Origin of the sequence: Pediococcus damnosus, from assembly GCF_001611155.1 — a bacterium.
In the GTDB taxonomy this organism is placed as follows: domain Bacteria; phylum Bacillota; class Bacilli; order Lactobacillales; family Lactobacillaceae; genus Pediococcus; species Pediococcus damnosus.
Genome location: NZ_CP012294.1, coordinates 1,798,864 through 1,818,710, shown reverse-complemented (window position 1 = coordinate 1,818,710; position 19,847 = coordinate 1,798,864). Strand labels below are relative to the sequence as shown.

The 19,847-nt window shown below is 36.9% G+C and carries 19 protein-coding genes and 1 pseudogene; 4 read left to right on the top strand and 16 right to left on the bottom strand.

What is annotated here, in order from left to right; all coding sequences use genetic code 11:
* Positions 1-75: 75 nt before the first annotated feature.
* The 11 genes from ADU73_RS08525 to ytpR all read right to left on the bottom strand — a co-directional run bounded on the left by ADU73_RS08525 (position 76) and on the right by ytpR (position 13,727).
* The gene (locus tag ADU73_RS08525; RefSeq protein WP_062913389.1) at positions 76-1,425 is read right to left on the bottom strand and encodes an ISLre2 family transposase; all 1,350 of its coding nucleotides are present in this window, start codon (positions 1,423-1,425) and stop codon (positions 76-78) included.
* Positions 1,426-1,580: 155 nt separating this feature from the next.
* On the bottom strand, positions 1,581-2,507 hold the full coding sequence (gene dnaI, locus ADU73_RS08520; RefSeq protein ID WP_046871231.1) for a primosomal protein DnaI: 927 nt from the start codon (positions 2,505-2,507) through the stop codon (positions 1,581-1,583).
* 2 nt (positions 2,508-2,509) lie between these two features.
* Positions 2,510-3,913: a replication initiation and membrane attachment family protein gene (locus ADU73_RS08515; protein ID WP_046871230.1), complete on the bottom strand. Its 1,404-nt coding sequence runs from the start codon at positions 3,911-3,913 to the stop codon at positions 2,510-2,512.
* Entirely contained in the window at positions 3,913-4,515 is a 603-nt protein-coding gene (nrdR, locus tag ADU73_RS08510) for a transcriptional regulator NrdR (RefSeq protein WP_081113870.1), read from the bottom strand. The genes ADU73_RS08515 and nrdR overlap by 1 nt, the downstream gene beginning before the upstream one ends.
* Positions 4,516-4,535: 20 nt before the next feature.
* The gene (gene coaE / locus ADU73_RS08505) at positions 4,536-5,126 is read right to left on the bottom strand and encodes a dephospho-CoA kinase (protein WP_046871228.1); all 591 of its coding nucleotides are present in this window, start codon (positions 5,124-5,126) and stop codon (positions 4,536-4,538) included.
* Positions 5,126-5,965, bottom strand: a complete 840-nt coding sequence (gene mutM, locus ADU73_RS08500) for a bifunctional DNA-formamidopyrimidine glycosylase/DNA-(apurinic or apyrimidinic site) lyase (protein ID WP_062904192.1) — start codon at positions 5,963-5,965, stop codon at positions 5,126-5,128. Before mutM ends, coaE begins: the two co-directional genes overlap by 1 nt.
* Positions 5,966-5,988: 23 nt before the next feature.
* Positions 5,989-8,652, bottom strand: coding sequence for a DNA polymerase I (gene polA / locus ADU73_RS08495; RefSeq protein WP_056985990.1), 2,664 nt, complete (start codon positions 8,650-8,652; stop codon positions 5,989-5,991).
* A 151-nt stretch (positions 8,653-8,803) separates the two neighbouring features.
* Positions 8,804-9,508: a Bax inhibitor-1/YccA family protein gene (locus ADU73_RS08490; RefSeq protein ID WP_046871739.1), complete on the bottom strand. Its 705-nt coding sequence runs from the start codon at positions 9,506-9,508 to the stop codon at positions 8,804-8,806.
* Between the two features lie 149 nt (positions 9,509-9,657).
* A complete protein-coding gene (gene murC / locus ADU73_RS08485; RefSeq protein WP_046871738.1) occupies positions 9,658-10,989 on the bottom strand; it encodes a UDP-N-acetylmuramate--L-alanine ligase in 1,332 nt (443 codons plus the stop codon).
* Between the two features lie 71 nt (positions 10,990-11,060).
* Positions 11,061-13,052 (bottom strand): DNA translocase FtsK, encoded by a 1,992-nt coding sequence (locus ADU73_RS08480; RefSeq protein WP_056985987.1) that lies wholly within the window; start codon positions 13,050-13,052, stop codon positions 11,061-11,063.
* 18 nt (positions 13,053-13,070) lie between these two features.
* Positions 13,071-13,727 carry a YtpR family tRNA-binding protein gene (gene ytpR, locus ADU73_RS08475; RefSeq protein WP_046871736.1) on the bottom strand — a complete coding sequence of 219 codons (657 nt, stop codon included), beginning with the start codon at positions 13,725-13,727 and terminating at the stop codon, positions 13,071-13,073.
* 99 nt (positions 13,728-13,826) lie between these two features.
* On the opposite strand from ytpR, the gene ADU73_RS08470 reads away from it, so the two are divergent.
* Complete coding sequence (locus ADU73_RS08470) at positions 13,827-14,150, top strand: PepSY domain-containing protein (RefSeq protein WP_046871735.1); 324 nt, start codon at positions 13,827-13,829, stop codon at positions 14,148-14,150.
* On the opposite strand, the gene trmB is transcribed toward ADU73_RS08470, so the two are convergent.
* From trmB to ADU73_RS08455, 3 genes are all read right to left on the bottom strand, one after another.
* A complete protein-coding gene (gene trmB / locus ADU73_RS08465; RefSeq protein WP_046871734.1) occupies positions 14,147-14,785 on the bottom strand; it encodes a tRNA (guanosine(46)-N7)-methyltransferase TrmB in 639 nt (212 codons plus the stop codon). The genes ADU73_RS08470 and trmB overlap by 4 nt on opposite strands.
* Positions 14,786-14,892: 107 nt before the next feature.
* Positions 14,893-16,110, bottom strand: a complete 1,218-nt coding sequence (locus ADU73_RS08460) for an ABC transporter permease (RefSeq protein WP_046871733.1) — start codon at positions 16,108-16,110, stop codon at positions 14,893-14,895.
* Positions 16,103-16,843 carry an ABC transporter ATP-binding protein gene (locus ADU73_RS08455; RefSeq protein ID WP_046871732.1) on the bottom strand — a complete coding sequence of 247 codons (741 nt, stop codon included), beginning with the start codon at positions 16,841-16,843 and terminating at the stop codon, positions 16,103-16,105. The genes ADU73_RS08460 and ADU73_RS08455 overlap by 8 nt, the downstream gene beginning before the upstream one ends.
* A 142-nt stretch (positions 16,844-16,985) precedes the next feature.
* Between ADU73_RS08455 and ADU73_RS08450 the strand changes: the two genes are divergently transcribed.
* From ADU73_RS08450 to ADU73_RS08440, 3 genes are all read left to right on the top strand, one after another.
* Entirely contained in the window at positions 16,986-17,429 is a 444-nt protein-coding gene (locus ADU73_RS08450) for an HIT family protein (RefSeq protein WP_046871731.1), read from the top strand.
* Position 17,430: 1 nt separating this feature from the next.
* Positions 17,431-17,784: a hypothetical protein gene (locus ADU73_RS08445; RefSeq protein WP_046871730.1), complete on the top strand. Its 354-nt coding sequence runs from the start codon at positions 17,431-17,433 to the stop codon at positions 17,782-17,784.
* Positions 17,785-17,905: 121 nt separating this feature from the next.
* Positions 17,906-18,787, top strand: coding sequence for a peptidylprolyl isomerase PrsA (locus ADU73_RS08440; RefSeq protein WP_062913388.1), 882 nt, complete (start codon positions 17,906-17,908; stop codon positions 18,785-18,787).
* Between the two features lie 66 nt (positions 18,788-18,853).
* On the opposite strand, the gene ADU73_RS08435 is transcribed toward ADU73_RS08440, so the two are convergent.
* The gene (locus tag ADU73_RS08435) at positions 18,854-19,477 is read right to left on the bottom strand and encodes an HD domain-containing protein (protein ID WP_371861619.1); all 624 of its coding nucleotides are present in this window, start codon (positions 19,475-19,477) and stop codon (positions 18,854-18,856) included.
* 126 nt (positions 19,478-19,603) lie between these two features.
* Positions 19,604-19,702 (bottom strand): annotated as a pseudogene (locus ADU73_RS10740) (3'-5' exonuclease); the annotation flags it as partial.
* Positions 19,703-19,847: the final 145 nt, after the last annotated feature.

Genomic DNA, 19,847 nt, shown 5'->3' with positions numbered 1-19,847 from the left:
AATAACCTCTCATCAAATGTATGTGTCAAGTTTTCCTAGGTGCCTTATAATCAACCAAATATTTATACACAATAATTAGTTTGAAAATATTTTTGCCATTGCTCCGATAGGGCTACTTGTTGGGGCATCAACTGGTATTTTACCTGAAAGAACTCCAATATGCTTAGAATGGTGCTTGTTGCTCAGCTGAGCTGGACTCAACGTCTTCAATGATTCCGTAGCGATCTCAATCGTTAGCTCTTGTAACTTTCTTAAACCACCACGTAAGTATTTATCTAGCTTACCGTTTACCCGAGCTTCAATTAATTTCAACATAGCCTCAAGGCCCTTTTCGGACCATACTTTGCCTTGCTTTTTCATTCGATACGTGTACGCTCTGTGTGAGCTTTCAACGGATCCCAATTTGCCGACCCTCATGAAGCCACGATCGTGTGGAGACTTTATAAACTGCCAATTTCTTGCCAAATATTGTCTTAGGACCCTTAGGCTCTCAAGTTCCTTATCAGTTTTAATTTGCGACTCAAATGTATCTAAAATAACGTTTAACTGATTCTGATCATACAGGCTAACGCTCTTAACGGCCTTATCAACCAATGGATTAAATAAACCAAAGGTTTGTTTAATCTTTTTGACAAAGTGATACCGATCGATAGTAAATTCAACTCTTTGAGCACTCGGAACTATTTCTCGCATACTTTTCGGGTTATACCCTGGGCCACCATCACTTGCTGTAAACACGGTCATTTCACTGATTTTATAATACTTCTCAATGTAGTCAGTTACTCGTTTTTGAACCTTTTTTTGATTGATACCAACAAACTCAACTTTGTTTGATCTTGTTCCATCTAATCCTGATTCAAAAACAATGTAATGGTGGACGTCTTGTCTTCGTCGATTAATTTTGTGTATCTCAAAGGCATCGCCTTCAACCACTAAGTTTTCAACTTTTCGTTTCTTAACTAGTTTCTCTTCGGACGATTTTTCTTCTGTCTTCACGGTATCTGCCATGTCTCTGATAATTCGGTCTACTGACCAGGCACTAATATCCGTCTGACTTGCCAGATTGATCATTGCGGCCGTATTTCTCATCGTTGTCGTTTGCCCAATTTTGGCAACGACACTTTTAAAATAAGGTGAAATTCTTTTTCTTTCTTCCAACGGGAAGTAATAACTTCCATTGGGTCGAAGATAACATCTTCTTTCAAAATTCACGGCGCCAAACATAAACTCAATTGTTCTGGCCTGTCGATTAATGAATGTATTTTCTGCCGGAATTGATGGAACGAGTGTTTCATCTAATTGCCTCAGATATTCAGCTACAACCAGCTGGAATGACTTCCTAAGATGAAGAATTACCTGCTCCTCTAAATCAAATAAACTGTCTAAATTTCCCAATGATTCAATAAAATCTGCTAAAATATACATGAAAGACCTGTATCCTTTCCTTTAATCTTCGTCGATTAAAAGGCTACAGGTCTTTTTCTATATATTCAACTCAAAATGAATATTCCTAGAATTTTATTGACCATCTAGGAAAACCTTACACTAACCATCAAATTTTTACTTTTCAAGCTATAGATTTAATTTTGACGCCGGTTGACTCCCACCATTGTCACCTCAGTTGCTAGAAACTTAATGCGTTCCATTAAGCGTTTTGCCTTCAATGGCTCTGATTCTCCCCGCTGATTAATTTGTAAATGTTCTGTTTCTAATTGTGCCATGGAAAAATTAGAACTGAAAAATGTTGGTAATTCGTTTTGCATCCGATACTCTAGAATAACCCCAAGCACTTCATCCCTGACCCAACTAGACATTGAATCTGCACCTACGTCATCTAACATCAGAATTGGTGCCTTTTTAACTAGCGTTAATTTTTCTGCCAAATTATTTTCGCCGATCGCATTTTTCATTTCAACCGCAAAACTTGGAAAATGTACTAACGTAGACTCAAACCCCTGAGCAGCTAATTCATTGGCAATAGCGCCTAAAAGATAAGTTTTCCCTACCCCAAAGCTACCCGTTAAATAAAGACCCTTATGAAATTGATGCGGCTCTGATTCATAAGCTTGGGTAAAATTCAATGCTGCAGTCAGCGCTGACTGTCGGTCTTGGTCCGGAAAGAAGTCATCAAAACGCGCCTTTTTAATCATTTTAGGCATATTTACAGCTTTTACCCGCATATTAAAGGCTTGTTGTTTTTCGCTTGCCAAAAGCTTTTTACTGGGACGGTAAGACACTTCAATCATATGATTGTTCACGATTAAAATTGGTTGATAACCTGGCATTAAAGTTGGTTCGTTTCGCTTATATTTATCACGCTCTTGGACATACTCATAGAGCTTTGATGCAGATCGCGCCACACCATCAGCTGACAATTCATTTTTGTGTGCTTCACAGAAGCTAAGAACATCCGCATCTTCGTAAACTGGAGTCATTAAGTCTTGAAATTTAGTGTCTAATTGATGTTTACTCATGAGCCCTTTTAAAACCTCACGTATATTTTCCATGGCTAGTCTTCCTCCTTATTTTGTTTACGTAACTCTTTTAAGCGGCGGTTCAAAAGTTCTTGATCACTTTTTTTGACCGTTGTTGGTTTGACTGCTGGTGCATCACTTTTGGCCCAATCTGGTAAAGTTTCTTTTTCAACCACTTTTCGTGAAGTTGTTTTAGCTTTCCGTGCGGTTGTTTTTTCATTAGCAAATTTCTTGATTTGTAAAATAGCATCTTCCGGTGTGGCTACGTGTGCCCTGCTCCAGCTATTGACCATGGTATCTACTAATTTACTAGGCAACGTGGTAGCTCCTTGATCAATTACAATATACGAAATCAAAATATTTATCACACTTACAGGAAAAAGATTTCGATCGATTAAATCTTTAAGAATCTGTCTTTCTCCATAAGTAACGTATCCGCCATGAATAGCCATTTTTAAATTTTCTAAATAGGTTGCAGGTGCATAGGCTTTGGCAGCCTTAATTAATTGTTTGTCTTCCTCAGTTAGTTTTTCTTCAGAAGTCTTTTTTTCTGGTACAGATTTAGGCTCTGTGCTGGCAGGACTAGTTGCATAACTTTCCTTATGAGCAGTTTGACTTGTAAAGCTTTTAGAAATTTGTTGTTGCAACTTCTTAGGTTTTAACTGATTCGTAACCAAATCGGTAGCTTGTCCAATCTGGCGACTCATTTCAACTTCATCAATCCCGTACAAAAGGTGTTCGCTTAAGATCAGTCTTTGCGCCTGATCAACCGAATTCCAATCAGTAAAACTATGACTAAGCAAATCTTTTAATAATTTAAAATCAAAATGATCCGTACTTAAACTAATGGGCTGAGCATCTTCTTGTGAGCTAGCTTGCTTAAATTCAGCTTGCGTCTCTCGAATTAAAGAATCAGGTTCTTTAATTGTGCTATCCGAAATATGAAAAGCCGTTAAAAAATCTGTGGAAACATCCTTTAAATTTTTTGTATCAATTTGGGGTAACTTAAACTGCTTTGCAAGTTCTTTAAAGCGATTTTCACCAATTGCTTCAAGGAGTAAACTACTTAATAAGTCATCTTTAAAGAAGACATTTGGTGAAACTGGTCTAATTAATTGGTACACAAAATAACGGCCAAGATTGTCTTGCCCTTCATAGGATTTAAGTAAACCAATGCCCTCTAACTTTTGTCGACTCAGATAAAAATTAGGTAAATCACAATTAAGAAGATCAAGTAATTCTAAATGTGATTTTCTTTCTGAACGAATTTGTGTTGGACTTAGCTCCGTCCATAAGGTCAAAAATAAACTAAAAGCCCTTGCACAAATAATTGGTTGATACAAAAAAGTAAGTACTTTTTGGTCAAAATCGCTCAAATAATTTTTTTGAGTAACTAGAAAACCATCTTTGGGACTTAAATTAGCCCATCCCTCATTCATTATGACTCGCCACCATCATCTTTATCTGGAGTACCTTTAGTATCTTTAATTTTACCTTTAACATCTTTGTTTGTGGTACCTTTAGTACTTTTGTTTTTATCTTTAACGTCCTTATCTGTGGTATCTTTAGCATCCTTTTTGATAGCTTTTTCCTTTGCCATCATGTCTTTCAATTCCGACATAAATACATTCATATCCTTAAACTGACGATAAACACTAGCAAACCGAATATAGGCAACTTCATCAACTTTAGCCAACAAATTCATGACATATTCACCAATAATTTGACTGGAAACTTCATTTTCACCTAAAGATCGTACTTTGTTTTCGACTTTATCCACAATTTTAGTCATTTCATCCATGCCGACAGGTCGTTTTTCAGCAGATCGAATAAGCCCGCGAAGAAGTTTATCTCGGTTAAACTCTTCCCGTGTACCATTTTTCTTAATCACCAGTAAAGGTGACGCTTCAATTCGTTCAAACGTTGTAAATCTAAAACCGCATGCTTCACATTCTCTTCTGCGCCGGATCACACGTCCATCATCTGTTGGACGGCTATCTACCACTTGAGAACCATTGTGATGACAGTGTGGACATCTCATGGGCATTCTACCTCCACTTGCTAACGTAACTTACTATTGTCAAGCCATTTTAACACTTGCTGGCGTGTTTCTTCAATAGACCCGCTATTATCGATCACGATATCAGCGAACCCCAACTTCTTTTCTTGTGACCATTGTGTTGCAATTCGTTTTTGTGCTTCTTGCTTCGAAAAACCATCCCGTCGCATCAATCGATCAAGTTGGCTTGTAGGATCACTTTTCACAACCATAATTTTATCAACAAGTTGTTGATATCCTTGTTCTAAAAGAAGTGGTGCATCTAAAACAACCAGGTTTGCGGTCTGTTCTTTTTTTAATGACTGGATAATTGCCACTCTGATGGCTGGTTGGATGATTGCATTCAGCTTCTCCAATTGTGTAGCATCAGCGAACACAATTTTTCCCAGACGTTTGCGATTAAGTGTTAAATTGTCAAAAATCACGTCTCCAAAAGTCGTTCGTAATTGATTGGCAACCGCAGTTTCAGGCTGCACAACATCGCGCGCAACCTGATCAGCATCAACAATTGGATATCCCAGTTCTTTTAAATAAGCACTAACCGTCGACTTTCCAGTAGCAATACTACCAGTTAGCCCTAAAATCACTGTCATTATTCATCATCCTTGATCAGCTTTTGACAAAATGGGCAAAAATGGGTTCCTCTTTGAGCTACCTTAATTCGCTCAATCGGTGTACCACAACGCTCACAGGGCTTTCCCGTTCGTTGATAAACATGTAGCTGATTTTGGAAACTGCCTGCATGCCCGCTCGCATCTAAGTAAGAGAAAACAGTTGTACCCTTTGCCTTGATGGCCAACGTAAGTTCATCAAATATTTTTTGCCTTAATGTCACAATTTTACCAAGCGGCACTGTATTCGTTGGTTGCAATGGATGAATTTTAGCTAACCAAAGTACTTCATCACAATAAATATTTCCTAGCCCAGCAATCATATTCTGATCTAAAAGAAAAGATTTTATTGATTTATGATGCTTTTTCATTGTTTCTACCAGATAATCAACACTTAGAGTTTCTGGGGTTGGTTCTGGGCCAATCGTTTTAAGTCCTGCAACAGTATATTCTTCGCCCGTTGGTACCAAAACCATGCGCCCAAACTTTCTTGTATCGTTGTAACGTAATTCGGTTCCATCTGTAAACTCGAAAACCACATGATCGTGCTTATTCAAGGGCACTTCATGCGAATGAACAGAATACTTACCTTCCATACGTAAATGGGATACCATGGATTGCTGATCATTAAAATGAAAAAGAAGATATTTTCCGCGGCGGTCAATCCCAAGAATTGTTTTCCCGGTCAATGCTTTGATAAACTCACTTTCGTTTGGCAAAACCATCTTAGGATAATATACATCAATCTTTTTGATTTTTTTCCCCACAACTAATGCTTCTAATCCACGTTTTACTGTTTCAACTTCTGGCAATTCAGGCATAATAATTCCTTCTTATTCATTTGTTATTTGGCATCATACCAACTTTTACCAAACGCACTTTCAACCTTCAAAGGCACATCCAATTTCACTGCAGAATCCATGATACTTGGAACTAATTTCTTAATTAGAGATAATTCATCATCTGGAACTTCAAAAATCAATTCATCATGAACCTGTAATAACATTTTTGTCTTAAGTTGGCGCTTTTCCAACTCATTTTGCATGCGAATCATTGCAATTTTAATGATATCTGCTGCACTGCCCTGAATTGGTGTATTCATGGCCGTTCTTTCAGCAAAAGAACGCTGATTATGATTGCTTGAATTAATATCCGGTAAATAGCGCCGACGACGAGCAATTGTTTCTACATACCCTTGTTTTCTGGCCGTTTCTACAATTTGATCCATAAAAGTTTTAACACCTGGATATTCCTGGAAATAGGTATCAATAAAAGTTTTCGCCTGTTTTCGTGAAATGCCGATATTCTGTGATAAACCGTAATCACTAATTCCATAAACAATCCCGAAGTTAACTGCTTTTGCTTGCCGCCGAATATTCGGTGTAACTTCTGAAGCATCCTTTAGCCCAAAGATTCTTACAGCTGTACTAGCGTGAATATCCTCATCATTTTTAAAGGCTGCTTGGAGATTTTTATCACCTGTAATGTGCGCCAAAACTCGTAATTCAATTTGAGAATAATCAGATGAAAAAATCTGTGCATTATCTGCACTTGGAATAAATGCTTGGCGAATCTTTCGTCCTTCCTCTAACCGAATCGGAATATTTTGAAGATTAGGATCAATCGATGACAAACGACCAGTTTGCGTCAAAGTTTGCAAATAAGTCGTGTGTACCTTTTGATCCGAAGAATGGACAACTTTTAGAAGCCCTTTCACATAAGTCGATTGAATTTTAGAGATTTGCCGATAAATTAAGATGTTATCAATAATTGGAGCCTGACCTCTTAACCCCTCCAAAACACTAACTGCTGTGGAATAGCCAGTCTTGGTCTTTTTAGAACTAGGAAGACCCAATTTTTCAAAAAGAATCGAACCAAGCTGTTTGGTAGATTTAATGTTAAATTCCTCACCGGCTTCGTTATAGATGGTTTGTTCAATTTCAGTAAGTCGTTCTGTGAACTCACTTTCCATTTGTTCCAACCGATCCGTATCCACTCGAACTCCAGCAATTTCCATTTTTGAAAGGACCAGGGCAATTGGTAACTCAATGTCCGTATACAATTGAATCTGCTTATTTTGTTCAAGCTCTGTTTTTAGTTGCGGTACCAATTGTTGAATGGCCCGAAGTTTGGATGCTAAATGAGTTAAAAACACAGTATCATCGTCTGGAATATGTCGTTTTACACCAGTTCCGTAAACCTCTTCATCCGTTTGGATATCCTGATATCCATGGCGATGAGCTAAAGCACCAAGATCATTAGAATTATCATTCGTATCCAATAAATAGGATTCTAAAAGTATATCATTTTCACCATTTGTAAAAGATACTCCTAGTCGGTTCAATCCCACATACGTTCGCTTAAGATCAAACACATTTACCTTATTTTGCGTATCTGTGAAAATCCTTTTAAACGTCTCACTAGTTAGTAAATCTACATTTCTTGAAACATACCATTTATCATCACTACCAATTCCAAAACCAACGAAATCTGATACATGATAATTTTTTTCAGGCATCTCCAAATAAAAGGCCATTTCTCCTTTTAATTGGGTCACTTCACTCAAATTATCAGTAGTTAGCTCTGTATAGGCAATCTCTTTAAGAGTCTGGGTTGTTTCAAAGCCCTCAGTTGATCGAATTTGTTTTAAAAAAGATTGAAAATTCATCCGTTCATAGAAATCTACTAACGTTGCAGAATTTTTTCCTGTATATTCAAGATCCGCCAAAGAAATTTTAATCGGTGCATCCCGATTTATTGTAGCTAGTTTCTTACTTAAAAAAGCATTATCGCGATCTGCAATCAAATGTTCTTTCATTTTTGAGGTTTTCATTTCGTCTACATGTTCATAGACACCCTCGACCGAATCATACTTTTGCAATAATTTGATTGCTGTCTTTTCACCAATTTTTGTAACTCCAGGATAATTATCAGAAGTATCTCCCGCTAACCCTTTCATATCAATAATTTGAGCCGGTTTTAATCCTAACTTTTCTTGCACATGCTCGGGTGTATAGTGTTCAACTTCACTAACTCCTTTAACCGTGACAGAAACCGTCGTCTTTTCACTAGAAAGCTGGGTTAAATCACGATCTCCAGTTACAATTGTGGTTTCAAACCCAGCCTCTTCCGCTTCTCGAGAAAGGGTTCCGATAATATCATCGGCTTCATAATTAGCTAATTCATAAGATTTAATTCCATATGCCTTTAAGAGTTCACGTAAATAGGGCATTTGTTCTGAAAGTTCGGGAGGTGTTTTAGAACGTCCACCCTTATAATTGTCATACATTTCAGTTCTGAAAGTTGTTTTCCCGGCATCAAAAGCAACTAAAGCATCTGTCGGTTCCACAATTTCTAAAATATGATCGAGCATTTTATTGAATCCATAAATTGCATTAGTGTGTAATCCATCTTGATTTGTAAATTTGCTCAGCACATTGTGAAGCGCAAAGAAGGCTCTAAACGCGACACTATTTCCATCGATTAAAAGTAATTTTTTTGAGGCCATATTTTCTCCTTAGTAGTCATACTTCTATTCTAACAAATCGGACCACCTTATTATACTAATGATCTCTCAATTTTTTCTGGAAAGTTATTTAAAATAAAAACGGCTAATCTTCTCTTTCGAGTTAATTAGTCGTTTTTAGGGCAAATTATAGTTAGTCTCGATTTCCATTGAAACCACCAAAGATTTCTAACAAGAACTGGAATAAGTTCAAGAAATCCAAATACAAGGTTAAAGATCCTTGAATTGCCAATCCTGTTAGCGAAACTTGATCTCCGTATTGCAGATATAAACTCTTCATTTTGTTCGTATCTGTCATCGATAATCCTGCAAAAATGATAACTCCAACAAAAGAGAACAAGTAGTTAATCACAGGACTTCTCAAAAAAATATTAATGACCATAACTACCAACAACGCAATTAACGCAGCAAAAAGCTGATTACCTATTTTGCTCATGTCTTTATGCGTCATGGCCCCAATTGCGGACATCGATATAAACGTAATCGATGCTGAAACAAATGCAGCAGTAATTGTAGGCAAGTTAAACGTTAAAAAGATAAACGAAAATTCTAACCCGAAAAACAAGGAGAATAAGCTTAAAACTGTAAAACTCATCCCCGCACTTTGCATTGCCTTACCAGTTGCGGCTGAACTAAAGATCATTAATCCAATTAAAATAAATAAGAATATAAACGGATGACCGCTAAGAACTGGCATAATTTGAGCCCTAAACGTCACACCACTGAGATAGGCAACAATGGCAGACAAAGCCACGGCGTATCCCATAAATCCGTACATTCTTGTCATAAAACTACTGAGGCCTACCTCAGTATTAACTATGTTTCGCGGTTCTTGCATACCCAATTCCCTCTTTCTTTTAATTTGTATACATTTTATCAGATTAAAAAGTTGAATCAAGTGAAAAAGGTCAGAACTAGTCAAAACATTTTGCAGGTTTCTAGTTTCCTCTACTAGGTGCTCAGAAAGCCTTCTTTTAAATCATTTCATTAGTTATTTTTAAAGCTTAAATTGCTGAGTAATTCCTCATAAGATTTCTCATATCGTTGAACATCCCCGGCACCCATAAAGACAACCACGGCATCATGATAATCCAACAGTGGCGACATATTATCTGCTTGAAGAATCTCACCACCCTTATTAATCTTCGCAGCCAAGTCAGCAGACGAAATTTTTCCACTCTTTTCACGTGCAGAACTAAAGATATCAGTTAAATAAACCTTATCTGCTAAATTCAAGCTTTTGGCAAAGTCATCCAAAAGGGCAATGGTTCGACTGAATGTATGTGGCTGAAAAACAGCAATGATTTCCTTTTCTGGATATTTCTGACGAGCAGCATCCAAAGTTGCTTTAATTTCAGAAGGATGATGCGCATAATCATCGATGATCGTCATGTCAGCAACTTTCTTTTCTGAAAAGCGGCGTTTAACCCCTTTAAAGTTTAACAATTCATCTTTAATTTCTTCCAAATTAACTTTTTCAAAATAAGCAACCGCAATTACTGCTAAACTATTTAATACATTATGTTCACCAAATAAGTGAATATGAAAATGGCCCAGATATTCATCTCCATGATAAACATCATATTCTGATCCTTCAGTTGTTCGTTTAATATCACGAGCCTGAAAATCATCATTTTTACCTGTTCCATAATAGTAAATAGGCACATCTGCATGCAAACGCCGCAAATTCTTATCATCACCCCAAGCAAAAATTCCCTTTTTAACTTGTTGAGAAGCATCTTGAAAGGCCTGATAAACATCTTCTATTCCAGTGAAATAATCGGGATGATCAAAGTCAATGTTAGTCATAATCATGTAATCTGGATGATAAGCCATAAAATGACGACGGTATTCATCAGCTTCAAACACGAAGAAACGGGCATTAGGTGTCCCTTTTCCAGTCCCATCACCAATTAAATAACTAGTTGGCGCAACACCACTCAAAACGTGAGAAAGAAGCCCAGTTGTACTCGTTTTGCCATGTGAACCTGCCACTCCGATACTTGTATAACCAGGTAACATTTTGCCTAGAAATTCATGGTAACGTGTGACAGGTAAACCCATTGCCCGCGCTTTTTTTATCTCAGGATGATCATCCGTAAACGCATTCCCAGCAATAACCGTTAACCCTTCTGTAATGTTGGCTTCATCGAAGGGCAAAACTTCAATCCCGGCCTTTTCCAATCCTCGTTGCGTAAACGTATATTTGGTAATATCTGATCCCTTCACGTGATATCCTTCATCATGCAAAATCAATGCTAATGAACTCATTCCGGAACCCTTTATACCTATAAAATAATAAGTCGTCGTGTTATCCATTTTCTCTTCCTCTTTATCAGTTTTGTTAATAGTTTACCACATTAAAAATTCAGGTATACCTCAAATCACATTTAACTATCATGAATCTTTTTCAAATCTGCTTGAGTAAAATACACTTCACGTGGTTTGGATCCTTTTGCTTCTGAAATATCACCTTGAGCTTCCAATTGGTCGATAATCGTAGCTGCATGATTATAGCCAATCGAAAAAACCCGCTGCAACTTAGAAGTAGAAATCGTATCTTCATCCGCCAAATACTCTAAAACATCTGGCATTAATTCATCTTGCTCATCCGTTTCTTGTACTTGTTTTTTTAAAGATTCTGGATCGAATTCATAGTGTGGCTTTGATTCTGCACGAATAAAATCCGTAATTTGATCAATTTCACCATCTACATAGGACCCCTGCAATCGGATTGGGGTACTATCACCATTGCCAAGGAATAGCATATCACCTCGTCCTAGTAACCGTTCTGCTCCGCTATGATCCAATATTGTGCGTGAATCGATTTGACTAGAAACCATAAACGCAACTCGCGTAGGAATATTATTCTTAATCAGACCCGTAACCACGTCCACACTTGGTCGTTGCGTGGCAATAATTAGATGAATACCAGCAGCTCGGGCTTTCTGTGTAATTCGGACAATATAATCCTGAACCTCTGAAGCTGCCACCATCATTAAGTCTGCCAGCTCGTCAATAATCACAACTATGTAAGGCAGATAATCAGCCGCATGACCAGTTGTTTCGGCCTTTGTATTATATTGCTCGATATTACGCACTCCTGCAGCGGCTAATTTTTCATAACGCTCGTCCATTTCATTAGTTACCCATTTTAAAGCCGCAGAGGCCGATTTAGGATCAGAAATAACGGGTGCCAACAAATGGGGAAGATCGTTATATGGTGCTAATTCAACCGTTTTGGGATCAATCAAAAGTAAACGAACTTGACGTGGTGTTGCTTTGTAGAGAATTGAAATTAGCAAGCTGTTAATAAAAACGCTCTTACCAGAACCCGTGGCCCCAGCAATCAACCCATGTGGCATTTTCCTCAAATCATAAACTCGCGGTTTTCCAAATAGATCCACCCCCAAAGCAATTGTTAAAGGTGACTTACTTTGCGCAAAAACTGGTGAGTTTAAAACCTCAGACAACATGACCGGGCGGGATTTAAAATTAGGCACTTCAATTCCAACAGAACTTTTCCCTGGAATTGGGGCTTCAATTCGAATATCCTTAGCTGCCAACTGTAATTTCAAATCATCTGCCAAATTTGTGATTTTATTTACTTTAACGCCTCGCCCTAGCTCAACTTGAAATTGCGTAACTGTTGGGCCAACCGTCCAGTTTGACACTTTGGCATTAACACCAAAAGCACTTAAGGCTTCATCTAAACTTTGCACTTGATTTTGCAACCATTCAGATTGCGAATCCGCATCCAGTTTAACTGGTGGTTTTAACAAACTCATTGGTGGAAATTGATATCCCTCCGACTCGTCATGGGCATTCTCTGTCTCAATTGCATTGCTTACTGTTGTAACTGAACTACTAGCCATAACTGATGGTCTGTGCATAGTTTGACGCGCCTTGAAATGAGCTTCACTAGAAAAACCAGGATCTGCTGTCTTTTCAATTTTAGGCTGCGCATTACTAATTTGTTCAACATTTTCTCCCTGTTCAGTTGATCCTGTTAACAAAGAAGTACTTTTACTTAATTGTACATTTTCTTGTTTCGCACTCACTGAATTTGCAGTGCCTGCTGAAGAATTAACCGTTACTGGCGAACTCTTAGTAGTTTCTGCGCTTTTACTTACTGTTACAGTTGCAAATGAAGAAGAACTAATCGCTTGAGTTTGAACTTGTTCAGATATATCAGACATGGATGTACTGAACACTGGAGGTTCAACTGCTTCCTTTTTAACTTTGGGTTGCAGAAACGGTACATTTTCTGAACGTTGCTTTGTAATTAACGGCTTTTGACGTAATCTGTGAACCTGCTTTTTAGTTTGTTTCAGAGACTTTTCATCTTTACGGTAAAAAGCCGGGCCATCATAATGTTTCATAATTTAAATCACCTAACTTTATTTGGCTGATGGCTGAAATAGTTTTGCTCCCTGTGTAAAGTCAAAAGCTTCGCCTACTTTAAAAACATCATCCGATTCGGGTAAAATTAACGCGCCTTTCTTTTGTGGCGCGTTAGGTAATCCTAATTCACGTCCTGAACAAATCATGCCATCGCTTTTAACGCCACGCAAACTACCTGGCCAAATGATTAGTCCATTTGGCATCATAGCACCAACTTTAGCAACCACAACTTTAATCTTAGCCTTCATGTTAGGTGATCCGCTCACAAGCTGGACCTCTTGATCATGGTCCACTATCGTTTGCGTAACTAACAGGTGATCTGAATCTGGATGTGGCTCTGCGGTTTTGACATAGCCCACAATAAATTTGCTTTCTAGATCAGGCTTTAACTCAGCCTCAAATCCCACACTTTGTAAGTACGTGTTAAGCTTATTAATCTGCTCTTGTGATAAAAATACCTGACCAATTACTGGAACTTTACCTAATTTTGAAGATACATGAGCAAAATTAAGTCCAAGTGTCACATTAGTTTCCGCGTCATAAATGCGTGTAACATCTTTTTTTGTCTCAACTGCTTGTGTATCTGCATCGGGATTCAGGATACAAATCAATGTATCGCCTAGTTCATTTGGATTATAACTGCTAATTAACATATATGATTCCTTTCTGGTGAGTCCGTTCTGATATATTATTTTATCCGCACTTGGTATACTATGATTATAAATAAGATCTTTAAAAGGGAGTGTTTATTGATGAACAAAAAAGAAACTGTAACAACTCTTACTTTGGCAGGATCTGCAAGCTTGGCAACCGGCTTATTAACTAGTTGGTTACTAAATCACAAATCCTCTGTTTCTGCTAATGGTATTCTAGAGACTGTTCGCAAAGCCTTCTTAAAAGAAGGCCCAATTGAAGGCTCATGGATTGAAATGAAAAAAGCACCATTACAAAAATTTGCCATAAAAACTCATGTCTACTACGGTGGTGTAACCCGCTATGAAGACAACAAACTTATCCAATATGAGTTTTTAGCCGACGCAAAAACTGGGACAATTATTGACATTTATCGTCTCTAGAAATGCCCACTAAGTTTATAAATTCGTTGCCCTTTTTCACTAAATTTATGTTCATATTCAGTTTCAACGTTTTCCAAGGCCTCGTCGCTATGATGGAGATCGAGAAAAACATCCTCTAATACGAATCCATAATTATTTAGACTTACTAACGAATACTCAAACAGTCCCTGATTATCAGTTTTAAGCTCCAAAGCACCGTGCTCCACTAATATTTCTTGATAGACATGAAGAAAAGACTTGTAAGTTAGACGTCTTTTTTCGTGTCTTTTTTTGGGCCATGGATCAGAAAAGTTCAAGTAAATTCGTTTGATTTCGCCGTTATCAAAATATTCATCGAGGTTGGCCCCATCCGCCAAAACTAACTGTAGATTTGGTAGCTTTTCTTTCAACGCATTTTTTAAAGCAATAGCCCCAACAGAATGTTGAATTTCGATTCCAATAAAATTAATGTGCGGATATTTCAAGGCCATTTGAATAATAAACTGACCTTTTCCCATACCAATTTCAATTTGAATTGGTTGTTTTTCTTTAAAACGCTCTTGCCAATTACCCTTGTTTTGCAAGGGGTCTGTAACCATTAATTCTGGATGAGCTTCAATTAAGGGCTCAGCCCAAGTTTTATTTCTAACTCTCATTATTTTTCCTCAAGTTCTTCTTTTAAAATTCCGTCACTAATTACATGTCCCAAACATATTCTTTGGGGCAGTCACCTGTTTAAGTTTATAGATTGTCTTGGTCAGCGTCAAGAATTCATTTTTTTGATTCGAATTGGAAAATAAAACTTCAACAATGCCCAAACTTCGATGCTTCCAACAATCCAGGTTATGACGGTCTGCAAAATTGATAAGTTACTAATCCCAACAACGATTGCTAACAAGCTAACTGTAAATTCAAGTAAAATTGCTACTAGCCAGTTAAATCCTGCTGCTTTCGTTTCAACGCTAATTGGATAAAGGTGGGTAAATACATTTTCATCGTAATTTGCAAACAACGGTAATAGTTGAAAACCAATGAGATACACAAATAATAGTTGCAAGAAGATCGATAAATAAACGTTTGAAATAAAAATTAATAAAACCACTCCTAAGGCCGTTAAGCGAAAGTATAAACCACTATAAACCGTACTACGCATAAGTGCTCGTGAGAACAAATAAACATAGGGATTATTTGAATGTTGATCAATAATTGCCAATATACGGTCTAAATATTTGCGACGATGAACCGTTCCATGGACATTCGGTACATCTGTAAACAGGTTAAAGAATCGATAAATTTTCAACATGCGTTGATCTTCTAAATTTACAGCAAGGGTCCAACTCAAGGAACGCGTTTGCCACTGTTGCTGCTCTCGCCTAATTTCTATGAAGCTTTGAATAACCGCACCAATTAAAGCAAACCAAATACCTAGATAAATACCACCTGTAAACCAAATAAGTGGCAATATCCAGTTAGCAAGCAAACGTTTTTGCCATCCAAAAACTTGATTTTGATAAAGTTGATTCAATTCTAAAGAAAGAGAACCGTACTTTAAAATAATTAACACAATCGCAAAACCAGCAATTTGTGCAGTTGGCAATTTAAATGCAATCGCCATAAACGGAAAAAGAATTATTGTTCCGATAACTTCAACTATGGTGCTAAAAATCCAGCTGTGAATGCGTGCTTTCTTCAAATAAGCATGCATATCATGTTCACGAGGTAATAAGAAAACCGGATCAGCGCGTTTGAGCAATGTGGCCAAACTACAGAATTGTAAAATAACCGTTAAACAAATAATTGTTACCGGTCCAGCCCACCATGTACCAGCATGAAAGCTTTTTAAAAAGTTCGAATACCCAAACCCTAAGCCCCCCACCAAGAACATGAGTGCAATCACAAAATGATCATTTAAAACGTACCTTAAATATTTTAGCATTTCTAGAAAGTGAGCACGTTTTCTTTGTGTCCATAAATTAAGCATGTTGCTCACCTGCTCTTGCCAATCCCAGATAAATCTCTGTTAATGATTGTCCCAAGGTTGGATTTTGAGCGCGCAATTCTGCCAGATCACCTTGATTTTGGATTTTGCCATCATGCAATAAGACAAACCGATCACAGTACTTTTCTGCTGTATCCAGCACATGAGTGGACATTAAAACAGCAGCACCGTGAGATTTGCGATCATCAATCAACTTCAACAAATCATCAGTCGCCAAGGGATCTAATCCTAGGAAAGGCTCGTCAATGATATACAAATTAGCATCCGTTAAAAATGCACAAACAATCATCACTTTTTGTTTCATACCTTTTGAAAAATTATTTGGAAACCACTCTAACTTGTTTGCAAGTCGGAAAGTTTCAAGTAACTCATTTGCGCGTTGCCATGCTTGTTTTTTATCAAGTTGATAGGCCATAATGGTTAAGTCAATGTGTTCCCTTAAAGTTAATTCAGGATATAAAACTGGTAATTCTGGAATATATGCAATTTGTTTTTTATAAGCATTACTATCTTGATAAACCGTTTTACCATCAATCGTAATTTTTCCCTTTTGCGGCGTCATTAAGCCAATTACATGATTAATTGTTGTTGATTTTCCAGCGCCGTTTAATCCGATTAACCCAACCAATTCACCGGGATTAACCTCAAAACTAATATCTTTTAAAACTGGAATTTGTGAATAACCACCAACTAGGTGTTCAATTTTTAATGCCATCTTAAGCCTGCCCTTTCACTTCTTGATTTGAATTGATTATATCATGATATGAGTGATTTCACAGGCAGAAGCAGTGAAGTTGTTTGGCTTGCTCCAAAATATTGTTATAATGAGGTTAACTAATAAAAAAGAGGTAATGAACATGACTAACCAACGTGATGCATCATGTATTTTTTGTAAGATTATTGATGGTGAAGTTCCCAGTCACACAATTTACGAAGACGAAAACATCAAGGCATTTTTAGATACTTCGCAAACAACTCCAGGCCATACGCTTGTGGTCCCCAAGACACATGTTAAAGACATTTTTGCTTATGATCCCGAATTAGCTTCCAAAACATTTGCAAAAATTCCAATGATTGCCCAGGCAATTAAAGCAATGGATCCAAAAATTATTGGAATGAACATTGTAAATAACAACGGTACGGTAGCTTCTCAATCTGTTTTTCATTCTCATTTTCATTTGATTCCTCGTTATTCTGAACAAGACGACTTTAAAATCATATTTGGAGATAATACCGAAAAATATTCAGAAGACCAACTCAATCAGATTCAAGATAAAATAAAGTCTAAATTGGAGAAATAAAATGGCAAAAAAAAATAAGCACCATTTTCTTAAATTTACTTTGCTTTCTTTTTTAGGTTTTCATGGTGGAAAATATGTTTTATCCCATCCACATCTTTTAAAGAGCATCCAGCAAGATTTTAAAGACACAATTAATAGTATTCACGAATTTAGTCAGGCCATCACAAATTTGAAGACCAGCACGACTAGCCTCCAATCAGCCATTAAAGCTAGTGAGCCAACAATTGAAGCCATTCAAAAAGACATTGACCACTTTCAATATAAATTGCAACCACGACTGTCAAAAATTAATGGACTTACAGAAGATATTGATAAGCAAATAAATCAAATCTCCAATAAGAACCCTAAAAAATAGCATTCATGAATATAGTTTGAATTTTTATTAAAGATTCATACCGGTTTATAAATCAATCGGTTTGTATGGTATGATGAGTATTGAAGTTTTTCAAACAACTAAGAATAGGATGTGTTTATAGATGAAAAAATGGTTAATTGCATTAGCCAGTGTTTTTATGGCAGTAAGTTTGGCTTCCTGTGGTGATAAGACCGTCGCAACAACAAAGGGTGGAAAGATTACCGAGGATACATACTACAGTAGCCTGAAATCGACTTCTAGTGGTGAACAAGTGCTTCAACAAATGATTTTGAATAAAGTTCTCGAAAAGGATTACGGGAGCAAGGTTTCAACAAAGAAAGTTACAAAGCAGTACAACGCTTATAAGACTCAATACGGTAGTCAATTTAAGAGTGTTCTTGAACAAAACGGTATGACAAATTCAAGTTTCAAAGAAGAAATTCGTTCAAACCTACTTTTGGAACAAGCTGTTAAAGATAAGTCAACTGTTACAAATGCCGACTTAAAGAAACAATGGAAGACTTACCAACCTAAAGTTACCGTTGCACAAATTTTAGTTACTAAAAAGTCAACAGCTGACACTGTTATTAAGAAATTAAACGATGGTGAAAGCTTCACGTCTCTTGCCAAGAAGTATTCCACCGACAGTTCAACTAAGAATAAGGGTGGAAAGCTTGCAGCATTTGATGATACAAATACAAGTTTAGACTCCAGCTTTACTAAAGCCGCATTTAAGCTTGATGAAGGTAAATATACAACAACCCCTGTCAAGACAACTTACGGTTATCAAGTAATTAAGATGATCAACAAGCCTGCTAAGGGTAAGATGAGTGATCATACTGAAGCTCTTAAGAAACGTGTTTGGGCAGCTGATATGAGCAGCAGCAGCAAATTAAAGGCTGTTGTTTCAAAAGTTCTCAAAGACGGTAATGTTTCAATCAAAGATAATGATTTGAAAGATGTTTTATCTGACTACCTTTCAAGTTCATCAACATCTAAGTAATAAATTAGATTAAATAAAAGGTGCCATCCAATTTCTATTAGGAAATTGAATGGCACTTTTTTTATTCTATTCAGTTTTATGATCTAATCTTTTATAGAAATTTCGCCCATTCATAGCAAATAATCTTTCAGAAAAAGTACCACCCTTTGTATGGTCTAAAGCACCCGTTACCATTTGAATTGAAGCATCTAAATCATCTAACGCATGCAAAACAACAGCTTCAAGTAGTAATGGCTCAATTGGTGATCCATATTCTTTTAATCCATGATGAGAAACAATCATATGTCGTAATAATAAGATATCCTCACTACTATCACTAATTTTAAGCTCTTGACAAGCTTTTACAATTTCGCCATCCATAATTACGATGTGCCCCAATAAGTTACCTTCAACTGTATAGGTTGTAGAAACTGGCCCAGATAATTCAACTGTTTTCCCCAAGTCATGCAAGATAGACCCAGCGTAAAGCAATGATCTATCAATTTGCGGATACTGATTACTAACCTGCTTAGCCAACCGCAGAATCGAAATTGTGTGATAGGCTAAACCGCCTTGAAACGCATGATGATTAGTCTTCGCAGCAGGATACGTGTAAAATTGTTTATCATATTTTTGAAGTAAATAGCGTACCACTCTGTTCCAATTAGGATTAGTGATATCAAAAAGTAGTTTGCTAACTTCTTCTCTCATATCTGCTTCACTCATAGGTGCTTTTTTAGTATACAAATTAGGATTATTAGGCTCTGTTTCCGTCGCCAATCGGATTCCCAAAATCTTAATTTGGGGTGATCCCTTATAGTTCTCTCGTTTTCCATTTAGGAAAATCACTTTTCCAGCTTCAAAATTTTGAATATCTTTTGAACTTGCATCCCAGAACTTACCACTGATATCTCCAGAACGATCTTCAAAAACCATTGAAAGAAAATCTTTTCCATTCTTGGCAACACGAACCTCTGCACTCTTGATCAAAACAAAAATGTTTAAAGTTTCATCAACAACATAATCAAAAAGCTTTTTATTTTCCATATTAATGCTCCTTTTCAAGTTATATGTGTATTTT